Origin of the sequence: Nostoc sp. KVJ3, assembly GCF_026127265.1 — a bacterium.
Classification (GTDB): Bacteria; Cyanobacteriota; Cyanobacteriia; order Cyanobacteriales; family Nostocaceae; genus Nostoc.
Map to the genome: position 1 here is coordinate 36,935 of NZ_WWFG01000008.1, position 25,371 is coordinate 62,305.

The following is a 25,371-nucleotide window of genomic DNA, read 5'->3' on the forward strand; positions in this document are numbered from 1 at the left end:
AATGACTATTACAGAAGATAATTTTCAAGTTCGTACCATGACCAAAGATGATCTAAAAATTGTCTTAAGCTGGGCAGCTTTTGAGGGGTGGAATCCGGGTATTGATGATGTTGATAATTTTTATATTGCCGATCCAGGTGGGTTTTTAATTGGAGAATTAAATGGGAAACCTATTAGCTGTATTTCTGTAGTGCGATATAGTGCTAAATTTAATTTTATTGGTATTTATATTGTTAAACCCGAAGAACGAAAAAAAGGATTTGGTTTAAAAACATGGCTTGAAGCATTGAAGTTAATTTCTAATCAACCTGCTGCTTTAGATGCTGTCTTAGAACAAGTTAATAATTATCAAAGATTTGGTTTTAAACCTGCTCATTCTCATCTCCGTTATCAAGGGATAATTTCTGGAAAAATCTTGCCCGATGTGAGGGATTTAAAAACTATTGATTTTGAACAACTTTGTCGTTATGATCAGCGATATTTTCCTAGTTATCGTCCTCATTTTCTTTCGACATGGATTAATCAACCTCATGGGCAAGGTTACGCTATTATCAACGATGCTGATTTGGTAGGTTATGGAGTGATTAGAAAAGCGACGGATGGCTTTAAAATTGCCCCTTTATTTGCGGAAAATGAAGACATAGCAAAAAAGTTATTTTTAGCCTTAGTTACTTATGCTGAAGGAAGTCCTGTTTATGTGGACGTTCCTAATATTAATAAATCCGCTATTATCTTATTTGAAAAATATCAAATGAACCCTATGTTTGAATGTGTCCGAATGTACAAAGAAGAGTCACCTAACATTGATTGGCACAATGTTTTTGGTGTTACTACTTTGGAATTAGGTTAAGTTTAACCTTTTTAGCTCCTCCTCAACTAGAGCAATCATATATTCCTTAATGGTCATGCCTTTTTTGGTAGCACGGATCTTAATCTCCTGGTGCTGGGGCTAAATGAGCAATCGTACAGAAACTTACGCTAAGGCTGTAATCCTTACTGGATAAGCATTCTGCAAATCGATATTTTTCACAATTCTCGATGTACCAATTAACCTATAGGCTATTTGGTGCGGCTATTTAATACGGCACACCAAGGGTTTGAAGCTCTTAATTTTCAGAGACTTCAATTGGTACAGCTTTATCCGTGGCGATCGCAATATTGAAAGCGGTTCATCAAGTCCTTAGCGTAACTTTCGGTATCACTGCTCATTTCACCCCTTTCATATAAAATCAATCTCAAAATCAATTTCTCGTGTCCCAGATTTTTAAGTACATAATCATGGAAAATGTTGTTACTAAATCATTATATTTAGTACCCTTTACGCAGGAAATAATAAAAGCAGCAATCATTGGGAATCCTGAATTAGCAAGAGTTCTGGCGGTTACAGTTTTACCCAACTGGCGTAATGAAATATTTGGTAAATCTTTGCCAACAATTGCAGATATCCTGTGCGAGAATCCGTTACAAAGTGAATGGGGATGGGGAAGTTTAATCATTCATAAAGCAGAAAAGACACTCATTGGTTACCTTATGCTCAAAATTCTCCCAGATCCCACAGGTTCAGTGGAAATAGGCTATATCATAGTTCCATCATATCGACAGCAAGGTTATGCGTCTGAAGCTACAAAAGCAATGATGGATTGGACGCTTTGTCAACCAGGTATAGAAAAAGTTACGGCTGGATGCGATGCAGATAATATAGCTTCAAAGCGGGTGCTAGAAAAAATCGGAATGCGGCTCATAGAAACACGAGGTAAGGCGTTGATATGGGAATTATGCAAAACAGAAATCATAGAGTAATTGTGCTGAGGAAGTGACAATCTAGCTTCAAAGCCTTATTTAACAAGGATGATAGAAGATGGGGGTTTTTGTACAAACCCTCGAAAAGGAGGATTAGGATTTTTATGACTGAGAAGCGGCAGATTTTCTAAGATAACGTCTCATTATTCCTTAGACTTTGAGAGAATTGTATTTTGAGACATAAAAAGAGACATGATTTTGGTATGTCTCAAAAAGTACAGTTTCTGAGACACGTTGGTGGGAAAAAGTTTGCTGACAAGGATTTGAAGGTAATAATGCCAAACCTCGTTTTTGCTATTCCCCCTTTTCGAGGGGACGTATAAAAAACCCAACCATTGTGACTAACAGATGTAAGATAAGCATCAGTGCTAATTTTTATAACAAAAATGAAAAGGTTGAGAGAACTCGCATTAGCTTGTGTTGTGATCGCTGCTTTGATCAATATGAATCTCAACGTTCAGGCAACGTCCAAGCGGCTGATTACCCTAGACGATCTCTCTGCTGTCCACCAAGTCAGCGAACCGCAAATTTCTCGCGATGGAGCCTGGATAGCTTATACGGTCGAGAGTACCGATATCAATAATGATTCTGTCAACAACCATATTTATATGACTTCGTGGGATGGCTCCCGCACCCGAAAATTAACTAACAGCAAAGATAGCGAAAGTTCCCCTCGTTTCAGTCCCGATGGAAAGTACCTGACTTTTCTCTCCAGTAGTCAGTCCAAGAGTGGAGGCAATCAAATTTGGCTGCTGAACCTTACCGATGGAGAAGCAGAAAAGATTTCAGATTTTCCAGGAGGTGTTTCTGATTTGGTTTGGGCGCCCGATGGGAAACGACTAGCTGTAATCGCCCAAGATCCACCGCAAGAAACTCGGAACGGACAAAAGACCGCGCAGCCAATTGTCATTGATGGCTTTAAAGGATATCTCGGAAAAAGTCGCCAACATCTCTATGTGTTTGACTTAGCAACTCACAAAGCAGATATTCTGGCACCAGGTGAGTTTAATGAATATTTGCCCGAATGGTCTCCAGATGGGAACAAGATTGCTTTTGTCAGCAAGCGTGGTGTTGATTTTCATCGCCATAACAATTGGGATGTCTACACTATCGTTGCCCAACCAGGAGCAAAAGTACGTCAAATAACTACCAATGAAAGTCCCAATTGCGATCCCTCCTGGGGTAGCCGACCTGTTTGGAGTCCAGATGGGAAGTTAATAGCCTACCTGCAAGGAGGCCCTCAAAAGCTACTTGAGTACGCCGTTTACCATCTTGCGGTTATTCCAACGGAAGGAGGTACTCCACGTTTGTTAACCGCAAATCTTGATCGCAATGTTGTTAAGCCACGCTTTACATCTGATGGCAAATCAATTCTGTTTTTGCTGGAAGACGATGGTAATGTTCACCTCGCAAAAGTACCAGTAGCAGGCGGCAAGATAGAGCGATTGCTAGCTGGACGTAGAAATATCAGCGCCTTTGACTTCGGGGGTGACGATAGGATTGCCTTGTTATCCTCAATGCCACAGGAACCGAGTGAGGTTTTCACCCTCAAAGGCACTCAACTGCGTTCAATATCGCACCAAAACCAGGAATTGCTTGTCCAACTTCTATTAGGAACCACAGAAGAAATTAGTTTCAAGAGTAAAGATGGTACCGAAATCCACGGTTTCTTAGTCAAACCACCAAATTTTCAACCAGGAAAGAAATACCCAACACTCCTTCAGCTTCATGGTGGCCCAGTCGATCAGTACACAAACCAGTTTATGTTTGACTGGCAGATGTTTGCAGCTCACGGCTATGTTGTCGTTGCAGTTAATCCACGGGGTAGTTCGGGACGGGGTGAAGCGTTCTCAAAGGCTATTTACGCTGACTTTGGAAATAAAGATGTCCAAGATGTCCTTGCTGCTGTTGACTACGTTCAGGCACAAGGGATAGCCGATCCATCTCGGTTAGGAATCGGTGGATGGAGCTACGGTGGTATGTTAACAAACTATACTATCGCCCAAGATACCCGTTTCAAAGCTGCGGTAAGTGGAGCTAGTATTTCCAATTTTTTGGCAGCATACGGTAACGTGTTTTCTGACGTCGAGCCGGAACTGGGCGTACCGTGGAAAACCTCAATGCTTGGCTACGAGTTTCCTTTCCGTTCCTGCACGCCGACCGAATTGTCACGCCAACACTATTTCTGAGTGGCGATCGGGATACTGTTGTTCCGTTGCATAACTCCGAGCAGATGTATGACGCACTCAAAATTTTAGGGGTTGAGACTCAATTGATTATTTATCCTGAGCAATCCCACGGTATTAGCAAGCCGAGTTACCAGCGCGATCGCCTACAACGCTATCTTACTTGGTATGATAAGTATGGGTTATGAGCATCATGGTATCCCCTTGCCGCAGTATTTGGGGCAGATATAGCGTAGCTGACACCAGGGGCAAGTAGTATAAAAACTCAGCTTGTAGTATACGATAACATAGCTAAAACCCTTATTCTTTCATTCCAACATTGTGGTAACTTTGGTTAATTGAAAGCGATAATGGTTTAAATATTTTCAGGTCTATCGATAGCTAAAGAGCATATACAGCAATGCTTCCAAACTTACTTTGCCCCTGGTGGTTAGCAGGCAAATCGTTCAATGGCAGCTTCAGCTACGATAACTCGACCTTGAAAGGCATTGGAGTTGAAGAGTTGGGAGTTACTCAGGGATTAAAGGCTTGTTTTAACTATCTTGGACGTAACTATAGCGAGAGTGATGATCGTGACTATCCTACGTTCCCGAAACTAGTTTTTGAGAATGGCAAAATCAAACAACTAGACTTTTGGTTACAACCAGAAAAGCGCGTTGTCTGGTGGAATTTACCTGGATGGGAAGTTAAGTATTCCCAGCGTCAAGCTTCTGCCCCTACCATTCTAAATTGCCAAAAACGCTAAAGCTATACCTACGGTGAGCTACGCTAATGCACTTTATTGGTAGTGCCAGCGTAGGCGCAGCCCGTCGTAGACACTGACTTTTCCCGTTAAGTCTTGAAAGGCTTGCTCACAAAGGATTTAGGAGACAGCATCGCAGATATGGTATAGTAATTGAAATTGGGTGCTAAAGGTGAAGAGCAATGCTGGACTGATAGTAGAAATCGCCCCAAGTATCATCATAAAAGCTCACTGCCTTATCATTAGTGTCAACCGAGTAAAATTTTACTTTTTTGCTTACGGCTCAGTAGCTTGCTTGCTCCTAGCGTAGCCCCAAATGCCAACACAGCTAGCGTCATTCTAGGTTCAGGAATAATAGTGCTGTCTTCAGTGAAAGCTAAAAAGCCAGCCCCATTTAATCCACCTCGACCGGCAGGGATAAAGGTGTCAATAAAAGCTCCTGTCTTGCCGTCGTAACGCAACACGTTGTTACTATTTAAGCCACTAACATAGAGGTTTCCATCAGGGCCGAAGACTGGCTTGAGAGGATCGTTAAGTCCCCCACTGCCAGCAGGAATAAAGGTGTCAATAAAAGCTCCTGTTTTTCCATTAAAGCGCGAAATATTGTTACTCACAAAATTAGCAACATATAGATTGCCATCTGCTCCAAAGGTCAAACCACCAGGTTCTGAACCTTTTGCCTCTGTAGCAAAAGTGTCAATAAAAGCTCCTGTTTGTCCGTTGTAGCGAAGAATATTATCCGTTAGAACACTACTGACGTAGAGGTTATTGTCTGAACCAAAGCTCAAACCAAAAGGTGCAGTGAGTCCGCCGCTACTTGAAGGAACAAAAGTATCAATAAAAGCTCCTGTTTGTCCGTTGTAGCGGAGAACACTATTACTAGTGCGGCTGTTAATACTGGTAACGTAGAGGTTGCCATCAGGCCCAAAAACTAAGTCTTCAGGTGCATCTAGTCCACCACTACCGGAAGGAACAAAGGTACTAATGAAATTCCCTGTTTTCCCGTCGTAACGTTGGATACTACCGTTCAAAATACTGCTTACATAAAGATTATTATCCGGCCCAATAGTTAAACCAGTTGTTCCCTGTAGTCCTCCACTACCAGAAGGAACGAATTCATCAATGAATTCTCCCGTTTTTTCTTCGTAGCGCAGGACGGAGTTATTGTTATAACTCCCGACTAAAAGGGCTGCGTTAGCTCTTGGGGCTATCCACCCTAGCAATGCGAAACTTATCAGTGGGACACCGATCTGACAAAAATTGAAAAACCTCATAATTTTGTTAGCTAACAGAACTATAATGACTTAGTATAGTTAATCATACATTCGTAACATTTCTGTTATTAATTCAAGTTGCTAGTTACGCAGATAAGCAATATTTCAAAATAGAGAATATAGATTTATTTTTGTCAATATGTCTATCAGTAGAAATAAATATACTAACAGAATATAGGACTCATATTTGATTTTTGAAAAAGGTTAAAGGGAAAAAAACCTTATATATTGAGCCTTCCAAAACTACGATATTGGCTTACAGCGCTTCCGGCTATTATGCAATACAGTTTTCCTCTTGCCCCTCTCCTATCATAGCTTTCAGCTTTGAGGATGTACCTCATAGCCGCCGGAAGTGCTGTAAGGGGGCAATACTTGGGTCATAGTGGCAGCATAGTGCAAAGGGTGAAATGAGCCGTGATACCCCTGACCGTCTTATTGTTATATCCGAATGGCACTAAGAAAAGCGGAAAGCCTTATCAATTAAGCCGTTTGCAATTGATGACGTAATTCATGTCTGGGCTTGGTCAATCTGGGGTAAGCTTTGGGGCGGCGTTTGGTGACTCGTGGTTCGCTGCGTCCAGGACGGTCGGGGACAACCTTGTGAACAATAATTTTCAGCAAACTACGATAAAGTCGGATACGTTTTTGAGAGTGAGCAGTTTCTAATTTAGGAATAAAATTCAGTAAATGATGTCGAGTACCTTGAAGCGATAAACGATTTGGAGGAGTATTGTAAGTAGTCCCAGCCGACCACATTAAGCTCCGAAGTAAATTATAAGCCAGTAAATACACATGAATTTCTTTACGTATCATTGAAGGTGTTTTACATCGGAGAATATCCATACCCAAGGTAGTTTTTATATGCCTCAAATTCAATTCAACATCCCAACGTTTACCGTAAAGTCCAACAAATTCGAGAGTAGAATAAGAAGATTTATCTAAAAGAGTAGTAATTAAGCTGACTTGTTGAGTGCGAAAACCAGGAATAACAATGTAGTAGTAAATTTCTCGCACAGTTATGGCAGAAGGTAGAGCTAAAAATTCATCCAAGCTCAATCCTTGTGGGCATCTTTTAGGCTTATACCAAGTAACAAGCTTGTCGCAATCGCCAACAATTTTCCCTTTTCGCATGGTTGTTGTCCGAGATTGATGCTTACGAAATACTGCATCACAACCAAGTTTAGTAATAGCAAACATATCAGCGTAAGCGCAAAACGCTCTATCCCTAAAAGCACATCATTTGGTTTAAGAAAACTGTATAGTTTTCTTGCTAATTTGATATCATGAGTGTTCAGAACATCGATGCACAAAGCAACGGTAGCTCCTGTTATTAAACTGAATATCACACCAATTTTGGCAATTGGAAAGCCACATCCGGGCTTTTGGCTACTGGGCTGAGGGTATTCTTTTTGATTCTCTACAGTGTCAGGCATCGAGACAGTTGACCCATCTATTACTTTGACATTTCGACCACACCATAAATATTCTGTTGCTACTTTCTGTTCTAAGCTTTGTGCCGAGAAATTGAAAAGTTTTTCTAATAACTTCTCTGGAAGCCTTGCCCTAGCTTGGCAGTAAGCACTGGTATCTGTTGAAGGGACTTCTACTTCTTCACCAGCTAGATGTGCAATTATTTTACTCACAGCATTATTACAAGTTTTATCAGTATCCAGCACTTGTGATAAAAATGCCCATAAAGTTATTAATGGGTCAAATAACCGCTTTTTATATTTAATTTTTAGCTCCGAAATTGCAAGGCTTATCACAGACTCTGGCAATAGTTCTTTAAAAGGTAGTCCCAAACTTTGGCTGAATTTATCCTTGAGGATTTCTACTCGTAGTGTCACAGTAGTATTTATGATGTTGGCTTGCTCGTATCAAGGAAAGTATTTCATGAACGAGTAAGCTTTTCCTACCTAAAAAATTTTTGGACAATCAGTACATCTAACTCCACTGTCTTTGTCAGGCACAGCGATGGCGTACTCACCATGAGTCAGTGGCGATCGCATCGCAGTACCACAGGATCAATCGCATTGCTCCCTATCTGAACTTTCACTGTTCAATAGCTTTAAAATCTGTAGTGCCTATCCCGCATAGCTTAGAGCTTTTCTTAGTGCCATTCTTGTTATATCCTTTATTCCAAATAAGCAGAGAAAACTGGACAAAGGGAAAGACACAGACAAAATTCTGTCACTGGTGAATGAGGAATTTTTGAGTGCTGAAGGCTACCGCAAAGCGAAATCTGAATAGCGATCGCTCATTTACAATCATAAAATTTGTCATGGTGCTTGTGCTTGGGGCGATAACAAACCAATGCGAGCTAAAATCTCGCTGCTCACTCGCTCTCCTGATTCCAGTGCCGATTCCATCCCACCAGATGCGATCGCAGTATGTTCGCCTGCAAAGTGAATTCGCTGCCAGGGTTTAGCCATTTTGTCTTGAAAGCGCCGGATTTGTCCGGGGGCAAAGTGGGAATAAGCGCCCAGAGCATAGGGATCGCGTCCCCAAGAAACAACGTGCAGAATCTCGACATTTTCCTCTGTTCCAGGGCGAATTCGCGTCAGTTCCGAGGTAACATATTTGGTTAATGTGTCTGCACTCATGGCATCCAACTGTTTGGCATTAGTTCCAGTTGCCCAGGAGACTAAGCTTTGCACCCACCCCTGCTTGTCTCGAACCGGCAACACACTTTCAAGTAGTGAGTCTGTCCACATCATCGGCGGATAGCCATCAGTTTCCCAGAATGGATGACCAACCTGAAAGCGAATCTGTGTCACTGCTGTGTAGGGCAATTCCTGCACCGCCTGTGCCTGTATCTTTGGTAATGGTGGGGTAATTTCTACCTGGCGCAGCACCGAAAACGGCAACGTCACCACCGCATAATCAGCATCGAATTTTGAACCATTTGAGCAGTAAACTTTTACACCTGTTGCCTGAGAACGAATCGACTCTACCACTTTGTTTAGCTGCACAGGAGACTTGAGAGAGGCTGCCATCTTTTCTGGCAAACGACTGTTACCACTCTGAATATGCATTGGGTGCTGGCTGCGAGTTTGGGCGCGCTGGTCATTCCGTAATGCCCATAGTGCAGAGGTAGTATTTATACTGTTGAATAGAGAAGCGGGATTAAAGTCGATTAATCGTAAAGCTTCATTTGAGGCACCTTGAGCGCGGAGATACTTGTCTAGGGGAATATCTATATCTGAATATTTCGACTTGATCCAAGCATTCGCATTTTCTAGGGGATTGTGTTTGCGGAGATAATGACTCAGCAATTCTTGGGGAAGCAGAGAGTGTTCGCTCTTTGCTAAGTGATTGGCGGCAGAAATAGCCCAGTCTTTGGGCAATACTGCTTGCCCTCTAATATACAGCAGCGATTCCTTGTCTAAGCCAAGGCTTGGCTCAGTTGGGACTTGCAAGCGTTCAGCCAGTGCTAACAAGCGTCGATATCTTTCGCTCAAAGCTTGTGCCCCTGCTTCTGGCTTACCGGGGATATCATCTAAAGTATGGACGCGACCACCGACGCGATCGCGTGCCTCTAAAACCGTCACAGACAAACCCTTGGCTTCTAACAACAACGCTGTATATAAGCCAGACAGACCCGCACCAAGAACCAGCACTGAAGTCGGCTTACTTGCCGCCACCACTTGCCCAGATGCCCGACCCATAACCAGTAATGCCAAGGCTGATTGGCTCACTCCCCATAAGAATTCGCGGCGATTCCAGCTTTTCAACATTATGTTCTTATTCCTTTAAAGTTTTGAGTGCCAACTTCCGGCAATGTCAAACGACAGCTACTTGCAGACTTTTAAAATCCTATAGTATAACCGCTGCTAACGTGCTCCACCTGTATAAGTAGCCTCATATTGTTTTTATGTCTGAGTTGTCAGTACTTGCAATAACTAAAATATCAGCATTATTACAGCCTGATTTAATATATCCTGTGATCAGTAAGGGTTATCGCAGTGATTTTTATTGAATACTTTTGGCTATTTTCAGAATTTTTAAGTAACTAAAATTGATTCTAAAAATAGATAAAAGCCTATTAAATAGCAAACCCGTTTAATCTAAATTAGTCTCAAATAATGGGTGTATTTTATGTGTGGCATAGTGGCCTTTTTTTCCAAAAAGGAAGCAATTTCCGAATCATCTTTGAGACTAGGTATTGATTGCTTGAAGCATCGAGGCCCAGATGGACAAAAATTTTGGATTTCTCCAGATAGACGTGTTGCATTAGGACATACACGACTTAGTATTATTGACCTTCAAAACGGAGATCAACCGATTGCCAACCAAGATGAAACTCTACATATCATTGCCAATGGAGAGTTTTATGACTTCGAGCGTATACAGCGTGATTTGAAACAATGGGGATATCAGCTAAAAACTAACTCAGATACTGAGATAGCCCTGCATCTATACAGCGAGTTTGGCACACAATGCCTACATCATCTGAGGGGTGAGTTTGCTTTTATCATTTGGGATGAACGTAATGATTTACTATTTGCAGCACGAGATCGTTTTGGCATCAAGCCTCTGTATTACAGTATTTATAACAATACTCTTTATCTAGCGTCTGAAGTCAAAGCTTTATTTGCTGCGGGTGTCCCAGGTTCTTGGGATCATGAATCTTTTTGGCAAGCTGAGTGCGGCATCTTCGCTCCAGACCGTACTATGTTTGCTAATGTTTACCAAGTACCACCAGGCTATTTTCTGTTGGCATCTCGTTCTGGAATACAACTGCATCGTTATTGGGATTTTGATTATCCGCTGATTAATGATTCCTTACCTCAGTACAAGGCAGAGGATTATATTGAACAACTTCGCCATACATTAGATGAAGCTATCCAATTGCGTTTGAGGGCTGATGTGCCAGTTGGCTTTTATCTCAGTGGTGGTCTTGATTCATCTACAGTTTTAGGGATGGCAGCACATCATAGTTCTTCTCCCATTCAGGCATTTACTCTTGCTTTTGACCATGAAGCTTATAACGAAGAACCACTTGCTCGTGAAATGGCAGCACATACTGGTGCTAATTTACAGACTATTCCTATTCGCCAATCGGACTTAGCTGAACATTTTGCCGATTCTATTTGGCATTGTGAAATGCTATGTAGTAACGCCAGCACAACTGCAAAATATCTGTTAAGTCAAGCGGCGCGAGATGCAGGTTATAAAGTTGTACTTACAGGTGAAGGTTCAGATGAAATATTTGGAGGCTATGCTCATTTCCGCCAAGATATGTTGCTCCAGAATCAACAAGGACAAGATGAGCAGACAGTAAAACTTTTGTTAGAAGAACTGAAGTTAAAAAATAAAGTTTCAGTAGGATTATTAGCTGAAAATATCTCAAGTCAAGCTTTAAATGGTGTTCAGCGTTTGTTAGGCTTTGCCCCTGCTTGGATGCAGGCTTCATCTGAGGGATATCTCAGGTCGGTTCCTTTATATTCACCAGACTTTCTTGCACAATTTTCACACAGGGATGTTTATCGGATGTTTTTTAATCAGATAGATGTACAAGAACAACTGAAGGGAAGGGAGCCTGTACACCAATCTCTCTATCTGTGGTCTAAAACTATCTTACCTAATTACCTTTTACGGATGTTAGGTGATGGTGTTGAAATGGCACATTCCATTGAAGGGCGGCTTCCTTTTTTGGATCACAAAGTTGTGGAATTAGTTTGCAATATGCCCGTTGCACTCAAGATTCGTGGATTGACTGAAAAATATGTACTAAGAGAAGCAGCAAAGCCGTTTATAACTGATACGATGTATAACCGCCAAAAGCATCCATTTTTAGCCCCACCTTCAACTTTCAAGCCAAATGAACCTCTACAGCAACTTGTCCAAGATACCCTGCGGAGTTCTTTGATGTCTTCTGTACCTTTCTATAATCATGCAGCAGTAATTAATTTGCTTGACCAATTACCAACAATGAATGAAAGCCAACGTATTTCCATCGATTTAGTTTTGATGAAAATGCTGAGTGCTTGTGTTCTTCAAGAAAGGTTTGGACTAACGTGAGTTGACCACCTTGCATAAGAGTGCATAATCAAGCCATATCACCCAAAATTGGTAATAACAATGACCATAGTAAATGATCCTACTGTTGTAGCTGAAGTAACTGATTTGTACCTCTTATATGAAGAAGCTCTTTGTAATAACAACTTGGAGATGATGGATAGCTTGTTTTGGGATACGCCAGAAGTAGCGCGGTTTGGGATCACAGAAAACCTTTATGGCGGCGATGAAATTCGTAACTTTCGTCAGAATCGGCCAAATCCGAAAATAGAGCGAAAAATCTCGAATCTCAAGGTTGTAACCTTTGGGAAAGATACAGCAATTGTGACTTTAGAATTTCGCCGGATTATCAATAGTGTAGAACGCTTTGGGCGACAGAGCCAAACTTGGTACAGGTTTCCCGAAGGATGGAAAGTAGTTTCAGCCCATGTTTCATTATTACCAGTATAGTTAAAACCCTAGACCTTTTTTTGTTATATCTAGATGATTTATGCTCTTACCTATTCAATCCACTCTTCAACTTCTGAGCAGGTTAATTTCTGAGATGTAAAGTAACTCGCCGTTTTTTCGCCTTGCGGTAAAGGGGTGTGGTCAAAAGCAGTTGGTCGATGAGCGATCGCTTAGGTATTGAGCCGAGATGGACGTATTTATCAATTGAGAACAATTTGCAATAACTCTTGAGTGGCGCGACTCTCAACGGAGTAATGGGGCTTGTGGCGTAGTAGACTGTCCATAATATGTCGCGTACACCGGACACTACCAGCGAGAATAAATGAGGTTGCCACCCCCAATCCGTTTACCTAACAAGCATTACAGGTCTAGAGAATACCTTACACCATCTGAGGTACGATCTATACTCGATGCCGCACTTGAGCGCAAAGCTCGTTATTCTCACCGTGATTATACACTGATGTTGCTCATGTTTCGCCACGGCTTGCGGGTGGGGGAAGCTGTAGGGGCTAAGTGCGGTTTAAGGTGGGATGCAGTGATGTGGGGCGAACGCCAGATTTTTATCACCAGGGAAAAGGGCAGTGACTCTGGGGTGCATCCCTTGAGAGACGATGAAATAACTTTACTCAAAGAACTCAGAGAGATGTTGCCCGATAGTAAATATATTTTCGTTTCTGAGCGCGGTGAGGTGATGTCCACTGATGCGGTGCGAAAGCTGCTTGGGCGGCTGGCGGCACAGGCTGGGCTTGATATCAAGGTACACTGCCACATGATGCGCCATGCTTGCGGCTACTATCTGGTGAATCAGGGTTACAACACTAGGGAAATCCAAGATTTCCTGGGACACCGCGATATCAAACATACTGAGAAATATACCAAGCTGAATGCTCGACGCTTCCTGAATTTTGATTGGGGAGAGTTATGACATTTTGACTGTAGGAGCCATTCAGTTTATAGGTTTTTCAAGCAGTTGAGTCTGAAGTCTGACTCTAGTAAAAATCGCCATGCCAATACACACCCCTGACACACCAGCGCCAAGTCCTATACAGATATTGTGTGGTAAATTCATAACTTGTTTACATTATTTTTCTTAAGCACCTGGGTATCTCAAGCGTGAAGATACCCTTTTATCTATTTAGGTAAATACTCGCCTAATTGATTTTTAAAAGCATTCAATTTTGACTTAGATTCAATCGTTTTGAGTTGGGTATTTTGCGCTTTGATTGATGCTGGAGTCAGCTTTTAATTAAGTTATTATTTGCTGTCTACGGCGCTATTTATCCAATCACATAAAGTTAATTTAAATTCTTCTTTCATATCGGTATAAGTTAGGATAATTAATTTTTTATTATCCAACTTTCCGGTCAAAATCTTCAAGATTTTGTTCCCCAAATTATTTTATTTTTTTTATTAAAAAAGACTATGAACTCTACAACGAACTACAACCGCGCGATCAAAAAAAACCATTGTACAAAGTTACAGGACTGCTCAATGAGTCAGGGAAACTAATAAAGCCTCTGGAATACGTGGTGAGGTGATGAGGAGAACTTAAAGATAAGTGAAAGGCAGGTAATCCCACCTGATAAAAATGAATAAACCTCTGGTCGGTAATAGTTGCATATCAGATTGACGAAGAGATGACAAAATCATGACGAAAGTGTGACGAGATTCATGAGGCTGTGAAACACGAAAAGTAACAAATTATTGACTTGTTGTATATAAAATTAATAACATTCTGAATGTTTCTATCTTAATATCGGTAAATACTGATCCTGTAAAGAATACAGTGGTTATATCTGATGTGCCAGGAGTAACTTCATGCGACATCCTGACCATAAACTGTATTATTTAATACAGTTTTTTCTCAGAAATAAATAAACAATTAGTCAAATTTATTACTTGATTCCTGTAAAGTCCCATTCAGATTTCTCACAATATCAGGGTTTTTGATATTAGAAAAATGTGGTTAAAGACTTACAGAAAAACTCTTTTTTTGTTGTTGATGGTGCCGCAACTATCGTCACGTGATACGCTATCAGTTTTGAGACAATCAGGCTCAAGTTTATTTGACATAAATACTTCAGATTATTCCTTAACACCTTGACTGGCAATTGAGGTTTTAGTTGTTTAAAAATACTTACCTTGATGGAGGTTTGACTTAGTGGGTAACAAGAGAAGCAGACTAAAAACTATCTTGTTTAAAGCTTGTAGTTCTTTGGGAAAAAAGAGCCGAAATTGGCTCAACATACTTGGCTCTTTGGTAACAAGCTTTATTGTCTTTTTCATGAAGGCGGGATCTACTCCAGTCCAGAAAGGCTTTTTCTGGGTTGAAAGCAAGCAATTCCCCACAATGAAGAAATTGCCTCAAAATGTTGGGCAAAGTCAGCAAGTTAACAAGTTGGCACGATTGGGACAGCGTTTGCGTGATCCACAGTGGAGGCGCTACGGTTACTTACTACTGCTGGGCAAGGCAATGGCTATCATGATGCTGTTCATGGTATTTGCCTTCATCCCCAATTTGGTGGAAACACCAGCTCTGGCAGCCGATCCAGTACTCAAAGGCAATGACATCGTTAACCCGATTAATACCCTCTGGACGCTGCTAGCGGCCTTCCTAGTATTCGCAATGCAGGTAGGTTTTACGATGCTGGAAGCAGGTTTCTGTCGCTCTCGTGAAACCGTCAATGTCTTGATGGAATGCATCGTTGACACCTGTCTTTGCGGTTTATTGTTCTATGCCTGGGGCTTTGCCTTCATGTTCAGTCATGGTAACGGCTTGATTGGACTGAATTGGTTTTTCTTGCAAGGTGCGCCCGCGACTTATGAAAGTTCAGGTGTGGCGTTCCTGGCATTTTGGCTGTTTCAGTTTGCCTTTGCAGACACCTGTTCGACCATTACCTCTGGGGCGATGATTGGGCGGACAGGGTTTATTGGCGATCTTCTCTACAGCATTGGCGTTTCTGGATTCATCTACCCAATTATCGGACATTGGGCTTGGGGGCCAGACGGTTTTCTGGCAACGATGGGCAGCAAAGACACTTTCCTGCCTTTCTTGGGAATTGGCTTCCATGACTTTGCAGGCTCTACAGTTGTTCACACCATTGGGGGATTCATTGCCCTGGCGGGTGCGATCGTCCTTGGGCCGCGTTTGGGTCGTCGGTTCAAGCGCGACGGTGGCGGGCCGATGTTACCCCATGATCTTGTAATTGCTGCTTCCGGCGGTCTGATTCTGTGGTTCGGCTGGTACGGTTTCAACCCGGCTAAAATAGCCCAACGCGCCAACAGCATCAATTACGGTTCAAACCCTTACTAGTTATGCTTTTCAGGCAAGGTGGGTTCGGATTCATCCTGGATCGCTTGATGCCAGTAAGTCGGGTCGGCATAGCGAACGACCAAGGCATCAATATCAACCTTTGATGTAGATGGACTGAATTCAAATGTCCCAAACAAATTGATATGCTGCCACGCCACTGGCGAAATATCTTTAATAATCGCTAGTGCCTCTTGGTCGTCAACCGCCTGTTTTTGCGCGTAAACCCGCGACAACAGCAAAGTGTTGTAGTAAATGACCGCATTAGAGATCAGCCGCGAACATTCGTTCCAAATCTGTTGCTCACCCTCAGTTTTTACCCGAAACTTCCCACCATTGACATAAGCTACCGCCCGTCGAAACCGATGATAAGCTTCGCCACGATTGAGTGCCTTTTGCACAGTCTGTCGTAACGTCACATCATCAATAAAATCCAAAATGTACAACGTCCGACAGATATTTTCCAACTCCCATAAAGCCTTTTTAGTTTGATTCTGCCGTTCATAACTAGCTAGCTTTCTCACAATCGTCGCCTGTGTCACATCCTTCTGTGCCAACGAAGCCATAATCCGCTGAATATTCGGCCATTCTTGTTCGATTAAATCGCGGTAGATTTTGCGAACGGGTTTGATTAAAAAATCGCTATATTCATTTGGATGCTTGGCTCCGACCAATGCACCCATTTTCTTGTGCAAATCTCGATAACGGGGCGCAAAGTGATAGCCAAATGCGTGCAAGATCCAGAAATTAACCTGATTGGTACCATGTGTATCAGTGGAATGTCGTTCCGGTTTGATATCCGAAGTATTGTTGTGGAGCAGATCGAAAACGTAATGGCTTTCATGCTCGTGAGTCCCAATAATCTTGGCATTAATCGGTACATGATTAGCCACCAAGGTATAGGCACTTACGCCTTTCTGAAGACCGAAATATTTGGGTGAATATCTGGCATTAATAGTATCGATCTGTGTTTCCATTCTCTGTCCATCGCTACTGGAGTGCATGACATCTTGAATATCATAAAGGTGAAAAACTGGTAGAGTCGCAATCGCATTTGTGATGGCATCATTAGCAGCATGGAGAGTTTCTAGTCGCAGGTAATTACGCGCTGTCGTCATCATGGATGAATGACTCAATCCTGATACCTCGGCCATTTTTCCTAGCCCCATATTAGTGCCCATTCCCACAATGCAGGCTAAAATTTCACTTGGATTGGGTTCTTGTTTAACATAACGATCTAACACATGAGTAAAGGCACTCAAAAATCCCGTATTTGCCGCCACAAACCATAATAAGTCAGCAATCCCAATTCCAGGTAACTGGCTATAAAACGGGCTATTGACTGGTTCTTCTGCGCTGGGATAAATCAGCTTCCAACGAGACTTATCAGCAGTCCCACTGACCTTAATATGTTGATTGAGACCATCTGTAATTCGTTGATTGACAACCTTGAACTTAGTTTCCAATGCTTGCTCGAATTCCGTCAGTGTCTCTTGAATTGGAGCTATTAATATCGGCGCACCAATTTCCTCCAACAACTCATTTTTATGCCGCCACCGCTCGTCGCCAATCAAGTCATCCTCAAAACGACGAAACTCATTACTGTCGCGCACAAACACGTCCCCAGAAGAGAGCGCATTTCGTAGTAGTCGGTAAATCAGAAATTCATAACGATCGATCTCTAATATCTTCTCCTTGCCATCTGCTGTGGCTGTTGGATACAAGTAACGTTGTAAACTTTTGGGTATGACTGCTGCTGGAAAAGTAGTTGGATCTGTTTGTCTAGGTGACTTCCCTTGTTGAAGCAAAGTTTGCAAGAACACGACCTCTGCTAGCAGTGGTGCATCAGATACTCGACTAGCGAATGTAAGATCGGCGAACAGTTGACGCAGATTGCGCTTGAAGGTGTTCGACAGCTTAGAATAAGCCGACCACTCAAACCCAGTTTTGTCGAACTTTATATTACGCATATAGTCTGACACCAATGGGAAACTGGCAGGGTCGAGGATGGAGAAAGCTTTTGCCTTGACGACTGAAAATGGTAGATCGTCAGTAATCGACTCATCCACAAATAGGTTGAGGATTTGACCCGCCGCTTGGAGGTTATTTGCAGCATCTGTCAATGCTTGTTGCATTGCTTGTTCCGCGCCCAGCTTGGCTTGTTTTTCGTATTGGTTAACCAAATGGATAAAAGCCTCAATCAGATTGTCATTAATCTGGCGAAACCGATGATAGGCAAAACACAACAAATACAACCGGACTGTCGCCAGGGACATCCGCCGCAGCTTATAAGCCGTGTAAAACTTGACTAATCCTACGTAATATTTGCCACTTTCATTAGAAATACCCGTTGTTGCTAAAAAGGTTTGAGCAAATTCATGTAGTGGCTGGAAGTATTTGCGGCGATCTACTTCACGCCGCAGTTCCTTGTAACTGAAATCCTTTGGCTCTTGCTTGAGCAAGTTGATGCCATAGACACCTTCCTCGGCTTCCAGCAGGGTTTTTAACTGATTTTCTACCGTCGGCGTGATGGCTTTGGTGAGTAGTTTCGTAATTCGAGTGCGTTCGCCTGTGACCACTCGACCAATCATCTCTTGAAGGAATCGATAGCTAGGTGCAACGACACGTTGCCCAGCTAAATGTTGAATTAGTTCGCGCAAGATATAGATGGGCTGAATTGATAACATGGCAACCCGTCGAGCTTTTGACTCCAGTTCGACTTTCGCATCGCTGTTACAAAGGCGATAGTTGAACAGTTGCAGAATTATCTGTTGCTGTTCGCTGCGGGTATGTCTGAAGGGCAATTTAATCGATGCTAACCTCTGACCTGGGAAATTTTGTTTCAGGATGTAGTTTAGATCTTCAATAACAGCATCTTGTTGATAACTAAAGAACTGTCGCTTTGCCTTGAAGTATCCAAGCTGCAAGGTTAGATGCACTGCGACTGATACAGTCCGAACTGCTGCTACCACTTCGCGTTCGGCTGTACTCAGATCGAAATAGAGATGCCGTTTATCTTCTGTAAAATGTGGTAATCCATATAGGTCATCGACTTCTTTTGCTGAGAGGATCGCTAGACGACGTGAATTGCTGCTCATGTAATCAGGGCATTAGTGGGAGTGCAGAAAGTGTACAAACCGCACTCCTGACTTAACTTGATGTGACTCAACGAGTTTACGTTAATCTTTGGTGCTAAAACCTTTACTATAATTATCGTGCGGTTACTTTGTATATGAGTGAAGATTTTGCACTGTGGATGCTTCAACTCCCGTCGAACCGAAAACAGTCCAAAATCGGATTGGCTATGCTCGTGTCAGCAGCATCGGTCAAAATCTTGATTCGCAGATGGATTCTTTGAAGCAAGCTGGCTGCATTAAAATCTTTACTGACAAGTTAACTGGTTCGCGGATGGTGCGACCTGGATGGGAGGATCTGCTGAAATATATTCGTCCAGATGATACGTTAGTTGTCACTGAACTAAGTCGGATGACCCGTTCGTTACTCCATCTACTCGAAACAGCTAAGATTTTGGAACAACGTCAGATTAACCTGTTGTCATTGCGAGAGAGTATTGATACCACTACAGCTGCAGGTCGCTGTTTTCTGTCGATGATGGGAGCGATTTATCAGATGGAACGAGAATTACGCGCCGAACGAGCTTCGGCCGGAAGAGTTTCAGCTAAAGCCAGAGGCAGAACGGGTGGAAGACCTCGAACTGATGTTGCCAAATTGGAGATTGCGAGGATCTTGTATCAAAATTCTGGGAAGACAGCCGCTGAAGTTTGTAGAGTCGCAGGTGTCGGGCGGCGGGTGTTCTTTGCTTACCTAGCCCAAAAGCATAACTAGTAAGGGTTTGAAACGTACTTGTACATTTTTGGCGCGTTGGGCTATTTTAGCCTTCAAGCAGGTAGTCATTCAAGGAGCCGGTGTAGTTCAATTTCCAAAATTTATCGCAGCCAAAGCGATCGCGCGTGGAGACCTCCAACCAATTCTTCAATCCTACGCGACCCAAGTTGGATTACCGATCTCCGTGTTGTACCCACAAAAACGCTATCTCTGTGCTAAAGTTCGCGTCTTTGTTGAGTTTATGACAGAATTGATGGCTGCATTAAAGCGAGTTGATATTGTAGATTGAAAGCTATTTATTTAGAGACAGTGGTTGCGTTGAGTCCATTGCTTTTCCCTTTTCCCAAGGTTGTCAAAGATATGCAAAACGCTAATCTACAAAAAGCGACATTTGAAGCAGGCTGTTTCTGGGAGTTGAAGCAGCATTTCGTCAAGTGAAAGGAGTAACTTCTACAGCAGTTGGTTACAGTGCGGACACTTTGATAATCCAACCTACGAAGATGTTTGTAGAGGTAAAACTGGACACACTGAGGTAGTGGAAGTGGAATACAATCCGGCAATATTATCTTATGATGAACTGCTAAATGTGTTTTGGAATAAGCACAATCTCACAGCATCAAACCATCAGGAGCTAGATGTTGGTTCTCAATATCGGTCAGTGATATTTTTCCACACTCCAGAGCAGGAATTATTAGCAAGAGCCTCCAAGGAGCAGCTTGAAAATAGTTCTCGTTATCACAAAAATCCAATTGTGACGGAGATTGTACCTGCATCACAATTCTATAGAACCCATTTGGGATCTTGAGAGAGAGGGTAAAATAAGAAATAAATGCCATACTCCAGCAGTTTAAACGATAAAGAGTGGGAAATCATTGAACAACTGTTGCCCCAGAAAAAGCAAACCAGACCGCCGAAGTGGACAAAGCGACAAATTTTAGACGGCATCTTTTATCAACTGAAGAACGGGTGTAACTGGTGCGATTTACCCAAAGACTTACCGCCCTACTCAACGGTATTTTGGCACTACAAGCAGTGGCGAGCAGCGGGAGTGCTAGAGCAGATGATGACGACGTTACATGGGAAAGTGCGCTCCGACGTGAAAAAAAAACTAAATGGACAACCCTACTGATCATTGACTCGCAAGCAGTGAAGAATACATGCAATGCCAGCGTTATGTCCAAAGGGTTCTGTCATTACAAATGCACTAATGGCATCAAACGACATCTCGCCGTTGATACGCTCGGCTTACCATTTTTTACCCACTGTACTAAAGCGAATGTCAGCGATGACCAGGGCTTGATTGAACTACTGAGTAATAATCTGGATTACTTGCGAGCCAAACCCGTGAATATCCCGAAGATTACTATCCTGCTTGACCACGGTTATCACCCAGACAAACTCACACTCGAACTACAAAAGCTCTACCCTCAAATCATGACCAAGATCCGGTTTCAACTTGCACCCAAGCCAACCAAAGCAGAAATTGCAGCCCTTGGGAAAACTGGATTTGTACCTGTAGCTACCCGGTGGGTGATTGAGCGGTCAAATGCTTGGGTGGAACGCTGTAAAAGTTTGGTCAAAAACTTTGAGAGAACCCTCTCCCATGCCACCGCGAAGCTCAATCTTTGCTTCATTAGACTCATGCTCAAGCGACTGGCAAATGGATAGATCCCAAATGGGTTCTATAAGGAATCGGCGTAATCTCTCGCGGATTCTCCAGCTTCCAGTGGTATTGCTCAGGCATTCCCCAGCCAGATGCAACTTGTGAAAACTTGCAATCAACTATTGTGACAATGCCAATAACTTGACCGCGACGTAGAGAGATTAGTTCTGGGATAGACACGCTCATACTTTGACAGAATATAGAGGCGATTTCATATTCCTTCTTGGTACACTTTTTCGCTGCATAGATGAGAATATCACCCCGGTAATTGATGGGCCAGCCACGATTTTCTATGTCTTTGGTGGAGTAAATAATTCCCCATGCCCAAGGCTGACGAACGGATATCGCTTTCATAACAGTGCCTTCTTCAGTAGTTGTTGGGCTAGAGCAATCGCCTCCAGTGGGCGAGTACACCATCGCTGTTTGCAGGACTTAGATATCCCTGGTATTGTTGTAAAAGTTGTTGGTAAATTTCAATCATTCTCAGTTGGTTGCCTTGCGTAGAAAACGATTGTAAAATTCCTGTTCTAATCCGTCAGCAGCAATTTGTTTCAACGCAAATATTTATTAGTTGGGGTATTATGATAGCGATAAAATGACGGATAGGTTTTTAAATCTTATGCTTGTATGAAGAGACATTAGAAATAAGGAGTGGATATTTTAATCCGACTCCCTATCTGATTTTTGCTTTATCCTAATTGGTCTAACCAATTCACCAAATCGTTAACTGATGAGAAATCTAAAAGGGCTTCACCTAGTGCCTCTAATTCCTCAATAGGTAAAACTCGAATTCGCTCGATTAGTAAAGAATTAACTTCTCCAAAACGGCGATTTAGCAAACGATTTAAAAACTGAAATGCTTCTTGTTGTTTTCCTTTCTGCAAAATATCCTGATAGATAACAGATTCCTGCATAATATCCTCCCGTAAAAATTGACGAATTAAATCTTTTTCAAACCTTAAACCTGCAAATATCTCTGTACATCCAGCAATGTTCTGCCTTTCATCCCTATCTGGAATTTTAGCGATATTTTGAGCTACTTGGGATAATAAAGCGGCAGGTGAATCAGTTCGAGTTAAAGGGGCAAGAGGTAATAGCGCTGGATTATTCAGAAACAAAGCTGAATCTTGTTCCCATAACCGTATAACTTGATAACGGTGATTTGTGAACTCATCCGTGTATTCTTCAGTAAATACAATAGGGTCACTACTTTGTTGTAAGAAGATCACAACTTGGGTTACTGGTGTGTTATATTGCCGTTTCAATCTCACGTAATAGTCTAATACCCGCAAAGGAATCGGCGGATTAGATTTGGGGAGAGTTTGAAACTCAATATGCAAAATTCGGCTACTTGTTTGCAAAAATGTGACATAATCTGCGCGGATTGGATCTATTGAAAGTTCAGTTTTAAGTACTGTAACTTCTGTAGTTTTATTTGGTAGCAACCACTTGGCAAACTCGGCTGGATACAATTCAGCTAAGTACTTGGCAGTATTATCGTAACTCAATTTCTTTCACCCTTATTTCAATGAGATTTAGTTTTTCCAATCCAGAACGTAGGTATTTAGCTAATAAAGACTTTTCAGCTAGATAATGCCTTTCGACTCCTTGAGCCTCTTTAACTAACTCAAGGAAATCCGATGGTTGTCTCCCAGAATCTCCACGACCAAGCACCATCAGTGCTATAGCTTTGCTGTTTCCTCCGAAGAAAGATTATTTATGTATTCAGACAATGTATTTATGGGAGTGCTTAATGTTTGACGCTCAATCAAAAATTCGATTAGTTCCTTGGTTTTTGTATTGGAATCTGTTAATTTTATATCAGATATTGATTGGAGAGTTTTGGAACCATAAACTAACTTAGCAAGCTCAATGATTTTGTTTACTTTGTCAATGGTCAGGAAATTCATCTTCATCATAATCTTCTCCTCGTTTTGATTTAGACTCAGGGTAAGCGCATCTAATTTGGTATAAAGAAAACTTGACAAGTTCTAGAAGATAGTATTAATGAATGTGTAAAAAATAGACTTGACGACCGAGCAAGATCAATGAGATGAATTCAATTACTCGATTGAAAATCTCCTGGAGCCAAATTGATGTCAGAGGGCTTTGAAACTAAATCTGCTGATAGTGTCAAAAATACTCGTTGTCAGCCAAATCAAGAAAAATAGCAGACATTGGCAGTATTCAACAAAGTCTAGTTGAGCATTTCTCGGATATCAAAGACAAGAGAGTAGAGCGGACGAAGAAACATCAATTCACAGATATCTTAGTCATCGCAATTTTAGCAATCATAGCTGGAGCACAAGGGTGGGAAGACATCGAGAATTATGGCATCAGCAAGCAAACATGGTTAGAAGAGTTTCTGGCATTACCAAATGGTATTCCCTCAGATGATACATTTCGACGAGTGTTTGAGTTGATCGACCCAGAAGCATTAAATCGATGTTTCTTGAGATGGGTAGAAACCCTAATCACAAACATGGGAGGAGAAATTATCCCCATAGATGGAAAGACAATTAGGGGTTCTTATGACCGCAATCAAGGTCAAAGCGCACTCCACCTTATAAGTGCCTGGGCGAGTGAGCACAGTTTAGTGTTGGCACAAGTGAAAGTAGAAGATAAATCCAATGAAATCACCGCCATTCCAGCACTGTTAGAAATGCTAGACATCTCTGGCTGTATCATCACCATTGATGCAATGGGAACACAAACCGAAATTGCCAAACAGATTATCGCCAAAAAAGCTGATTATGTCCTGGCACTGAAAGCCAACCATCCCATGCTCTATTCTCAAGTCAAAGAATGGTTTGACAAAGCGCAAGCAGAGCAATTTTCGGGGATTAATGTTAGTTATGACAAACGGATTGAAAAAGCACATCATCGCACGGAAATTCGTGAAGTTTGGACTGTACCCATTGCGGCTATCGGTGAGCTTTATCAACCCAAATTATGGGCAGGTTTGCAATCTCTAGTTATGGTTGTCCGTGTTCGTCATCTTTGGAATAAAACTACTCGTGAGGTTCAGTTTTATCTCACTTCTTTAAACAGTGATGCTCAAATTATCGGTCGGGCTATCCGAAAACACTGGGGCATTGAAAACGAGGCTCACTGGACTCTCGACTGTACTTTTGCAGAAGACGCTTGTCGCATTCGTTCTTTCCACAGTCCCCAAAATTTTGCTCTTTTACGACGCTTCGCTCTCAATGCTCTTAACCGTGAACAGACCTACAAACGTAGTCTTCGTCAAAAAATGAAACGCACCGCTATGGATAACAATTATATGATTCAGGTTCTCAGTTGTTTCATTGACAATACTTTAGATTCTTCTGATTCCTTGTGTCAAGCCTGATTGAGATGCTCTTACCCTGATACTCTTCCATAAATAGATTGCCATATTTGATTCAACGCATGAAGCTATTTAGGTACTGTTTTTTTCAGTACTATGGTTTCTTGATTTTTAAAAAATACGTTATACAATTACCAGCGATTATTTTTGGTTCTCAAAGAATTGCCTCTGTCAAGACTGATATTATTCTTAGGCAAAACTGATAACGGTTGGATGTTAAGCCGCTCGCCAACCTTGATATTGGCAGCGCCTGTTGCTAGCTCTAGCACTTGATTGGCAACTTTCCCCTTGTAGATGGGACAAGGGGTTTTGTGACACGGTTGGGCATTGAAAATCGCAGTTGTCACCACATTGTCCTTAAGATAAAAGATGTCTAATGGAAAATTTACCTTGTACATCCAGAAAGGCACGTTGTAAATTTCTCCTCCCAGGTTGAATAACATCCCGCGATCACCTACGGTGGGCGGAACGCCATCGCCGTTTAAGGATGCTCGAAATTTCAGCCCTTTCTCTAATTGCTCTGGTGTAGAAGCAACTTCCAACTTAAATGTGCGATCGCCTTTCGTGAGAATGTGCGTAACTGGTAAATCCTGGGGACGAGTTTGGACGTAACCGAGCGCCACAGTGCCAACGATAATTGATACTCCAGCAACAGGGCCTAGCCTGTTTATTAATTTGAAGACAGCAACGTATAAATCTTTCTCGTTAGTAAATTTAAGAATTTGCATAA

Annotated in this window: 25 protein-coding genes; 15 read left to right on the top strand and 10 right to left on the bottom strand. The window is 42.1% G+C overall.

The window, feature by feature from the left end:
- The first annotated feature begins 1 nt into the window (after position 1).
- From GTQ43_RS37755 to GTQ43_RS37775, 5 genes are all read left to right on the top strand, one after another.
- Positions 2–850 (top strand): GNAT family N-acetyltransferase, encoded by an 849-nt coding sequence (locus tag GTQ43_RS37755; RefSeq protein ID WP_265276943.1) that lies wholly within the window; start codon positions 2–4, stop codon positions 848–850.
- Between the two features lie 428 nt (positions 851–1,278).
- Positions 1,279–1,800, top strand: coding sequence for a GNAT family N-acetyltransferase (locus GTQ43_RS37760; RefSeq protein ID WP_265276942.1), 522 nt, complete (start codon positions 1,279–1,281; stop codon positions 1,798–1,800).
- Positions 1,801–2,186: 386 nt separating this feature from the next.
- Positions 2,187–3,989 (top strand): S9 family peptidase, encoded by a 1,803-nt coding sequence (locus GTQ43_RS37765; RefSeq protein WP_265277782.1) that lies wholly within the window; start codon positions 2,187–2,189, stop codon positions 3,987–3,989.
- On the top strand, positions 3,908–4,174 hold the full coding sequence (locus tag GTQ43_RS37770; RefSeq protein WP_265277784.1) for an alpha/beta hydrolase family protein: 267 nt from the start codon (positions 3,908–3,910) through the stop codon (positions 4,172–4,174). Before GTQ43_RS37765 ends, GTQ43_RS37770 begins: the two co-directional genes overlap by 82 nt.
- A gap of 212 nt (positions 4,175–4,386) precedes the next feature.
- Positions 4,387–4,731: a hypothetical protein gene (locus GTQ43_RS37775; RefSeq protein ID WP_265277092.1), complete on the top strand. Its 345-nt coding sequence runs from the start codon at positions 4,387–4,389 to the stop codon at positions 4,729–4,731.
- 245 nt (positions 4,732–4,976) lie between these two features.
- Here GTQ43_RS37775 and GTQ43_RS37780 read toward each other — a convergent pair whose 3' ends face one another.
- The 3 genes from GTQ43_RS37780 to GTQ43_RS37795 form a co-directional block, all read right to left on the bottom strand.
- Positions 4,977–5,951, bottom strand: coding sequence for an SMP-30/gluconolactonase/LRE family protein (locus GTQ43_RS37780; RefSeq protein ID WP_265277093.1), 975 nt, complete (start codon positions 5,949–5,951; stop codon positions 4,977–4,979).
- A gap of 531 nt (positions 5,952–6,482) precedes the next feature.
- Positions 6,483–7,199 (bottom strand): transposase, encoded by a 717-nt coding sequence (locus GTQ43_RS37785; RefSeq protein WP_265277785.1) that lies wholly within the window; start codon positions 7,197–7,199, stop codon positions 6,483–6,485.
- A gap of 1,082 nt (positions 7,200–8,281) precedes the next feature.
- Positions 8,282–9,739 (bottom strand): flavin monoamine oxidase family protein, encoded by a 1,458-nt coding sequence (locus GTQ43_RS37795; RefSeq protein WP_265277786.1) that lies wholly within the window; start codon positions 9,737–9,739, stop codon positions 8,282–8,284.
- A 361-nt stretch (positions 9,740–10,100) separates the two neighbouring features.
- On the opposite strand from GTQ43_RS37795, the gene asnB reads away from it, so the two are divergent.
- Complete coding sequence (gene asnB / locus GTQ43_RS37800) at positions 10,101–12,026, top strand: asparagine synthase (glutamine-hydrolyzing) (RefSeq protein ID WP_265277096.1); 1,926 nt, start codon at positions 10,101–10,103, stop codon at positions 12,024–12,026.
- 60 nt (positions 12,027–12,086) lie between these two features.
- Positions 12,087–12,473, top strand: a complete 387-nt coding sequence (gene hpxZ, locus GTQ43_RS37805; protein ID WP_265277097.1) for an oxalurate catabolism protein HpxZ — start codon at positions 12,087–12,089, stop codon at positions 12,471–12,473.
- A gap of 82 nt (positions 12,474–12,555) precedes the next feature.
- Here hpxZ and GTQ43_RS37810 read toward each other — a convergent pair whose 3' ends face one another.
- Entirely contained in the window at positions 12,556–12,687 is a 132-nt protein-coding gene (locus GTQ43_RS37810; protein ID WP_265277787.1) for a hypothetical protein, read from the bottom strand.
- A 108-nt stretch (positions 12,688–12,795) separates the two neighbouring features.
- Between GTQ43_RS37810 and GTQ43_RS37815 the strand changes: the two genes are divergently transcribed.
- Positions 12,796–13,398 carry a tyrosine-type recombinase/integrase gene (locus tag GTQ43_RS37815; protein WP_265277789.1) on the top strand — a complete coding sequence of 201 codons (603 nt, stop codon included), beginning with the start codon at positions 12,796–12,798 and terminating at the stop codon, positions 13,396–13,398.
- 1,236 nt (positions 13,399–14,634) lie between these two features.
- Positions 14,635–15,786, top strand: a complete 1,152-nt coding sequence (locus GTQ43_RS37820; protein WP_265277790.1) for an ammonium transporter — start codon at positions 14,635–14,637, stop codon at positions 15,784–15,786.
- Here the strand turns inward: GTQ43_RS37820 and GTQ43_RS37825 are convergent.
- The gene (locus tag GTQ43_RS37825) at positions 15,783–18,881 is read right to left on the bottom strand and encodes a Tn3 family transposase (protein WP_265277791.1); all 3,099 of its coding nucleotides are present in this window, start codon (positions 18,879–18,881) and stop codon (positions 15,783–15,785) included. The genes GTQ43_RS37820 and GTQ43_RS37825 overlap by 4 nt on opposite strands.
- Positions 18,882–19,035: 154 nt before the next feature.
- Here GTQ43_RS37825 and GTQ43_RS37830 point away from each other — a divergent pair, with 154 nt between their 5' ends.
- From GTQ43_RS37830 to GTQ43_RS37850, 5 genes are all read left to right on the top strand, one after another.
- Positions 19,036–19,629 (top strand): recombinase family protein, encoded by a 594-nt coding sequence (locus GTQ43_RS37830; protein ID WP_265270869.1) that lies wholly within the window; start codon positions 19,036–19,038, stop codon positions 19,627–19,629.
- A gap of 7 nt (positions 19,630–19,636) precedes the next feature.
- A complete protein-coding gene (locus tag GTQ43_RS37835) occupies positions 19,637–19,918 on the top strand; it encodes a LysR substrate-binding domain-containing protein (protein ID WP_265277792.1) in 282 nt (93 codons plus the stop codon).
- 135 nt (positions 19,919–20,053) lie between these two features.
- Positions 20,054–20,434 carry a peptide-methionine (S)-S-oxide reductase MsrA gene (msrA, locus tag GTQ43_RS37840; protein ID WP_321162560.1) on the top strand — a complete coding sequence of 127 codons (381 nt, stop codon included), beginning with the start codon at positions 20,054–20,056 and terminating at the stop codon, positions 20,432–20,434.
- Positions 20,435–20,458: 24 nt separating this feature from the next.
- Positions 20,459–20,758 carry a transposase gene (locus GTQ43_RS37845; protein WP_265277793.1) on the top strand — a complete coding sequence of 100 codons (300 nt, stop codon included), beginning with the start codon at positions 20,459–20,461 and terminating at the stop codon, positions 20,756–20,758.
- A gap of 44 nt (positions 20,759–20,802) precedes the next feature.
- Entirely contained in the window at positions 20,803–21,297 is a 495-nt protein-coding gene (locus tag GTQ43_RS37850) for a transposase (protein ID WP_265277794.1), read from the top strand.
- On the opposite strand, the gene GTQ43_RS37855 is transcribed toward GTQ43_RS37850, so the two are convergent.
- The 4 genes from GTQ43_RS37855 to GTQ43_RS37865 form a co-directional block, all read right to left on the bottom strand.
- Positions 21,275–21,709: an ASCH domain-containing protein gene (locus GTQ43_RS37855; RefSeq protein WP_265277795.1), complete on the bottom strand. Its 435-nt coding sequence runs from the start codon at positions 21,707–21,709 to the stop codon at positions 21,275–21,277. The two genes, GTQ43_RS37850 and GTQ43_RS37855, sit on opposite strands and share 23 nt — an antisense overlap.
- Positions 21,710–21,981: 272 nt before the next feature.
- Positions 21,982–22,800, bottom strand: a complete 819-nt coding sequence (locus GTQ43_RS37860; protein WP_265277796.1) for an Rpn family recombination-promoting nuclease/putative transposase — start codon at positions 22,798–22,800, stop codon at positions 21,982–21,984.
- Positions 22,787–22,969, bottom strand: a complete 183-nt coding sequence (locus tag GTQ43_RS41990; RefSeq protein WP_414859193.1) for a DUF3775 domain-containing protein — start codon at positions 22,967–22,969, stop codon at positions 22,787–22,789. Before GTQ43_RS41990 ends, GTQ43_RS37860 begins: the two co-directional genes overlap by 14 nt.
- Before the next feature lie 5 nt (positions 22,970–22,974).
- Positions 22,975–23,211, bottom strand: coding sequence for a hypothetical protein (locus GTQ43_RS37865; RefSeq protein ID WP_265277797.1), 237 nt, complete (start codon positions 23,209–23,211; stop codon positions 22,975–22,977).
- A gap of 248 nt (positions 23,212–23,459) precedes the next feature.
- Here GTQ43_RS37865 and GTQ43_RS37870 point away from each other — a divergent pair, with 248 nt between their 5' ends.
- Entirely contained in the window at positions 23,460–24,644 is a 1,185-nt protein-coding gene (locus GTQ43_RS37870) for an ISAs1 family transposase (RefSeq protein WP_321162561.1), read from the top strand.
- Between the two features lie 128 nt (positions 24,645–24,772).
- Here GTQ43_RS37870 and GTQ43_RS37875 read toward each other — a convergent pair whose 3' ends face one another.
- A complete protein-coding gene (locus tag GTQ43_RS37875) occupies positions 24,773–25,369 on the bottom strand; it encodes a DUF192 domain-containing protein (RefSeq protein ID WP_265277799.1) in 597 nt (198 codons plus the stop codon).
- Between the last annotated feature and the right edge of the window lie 2 nt (positions 25,370–25,371).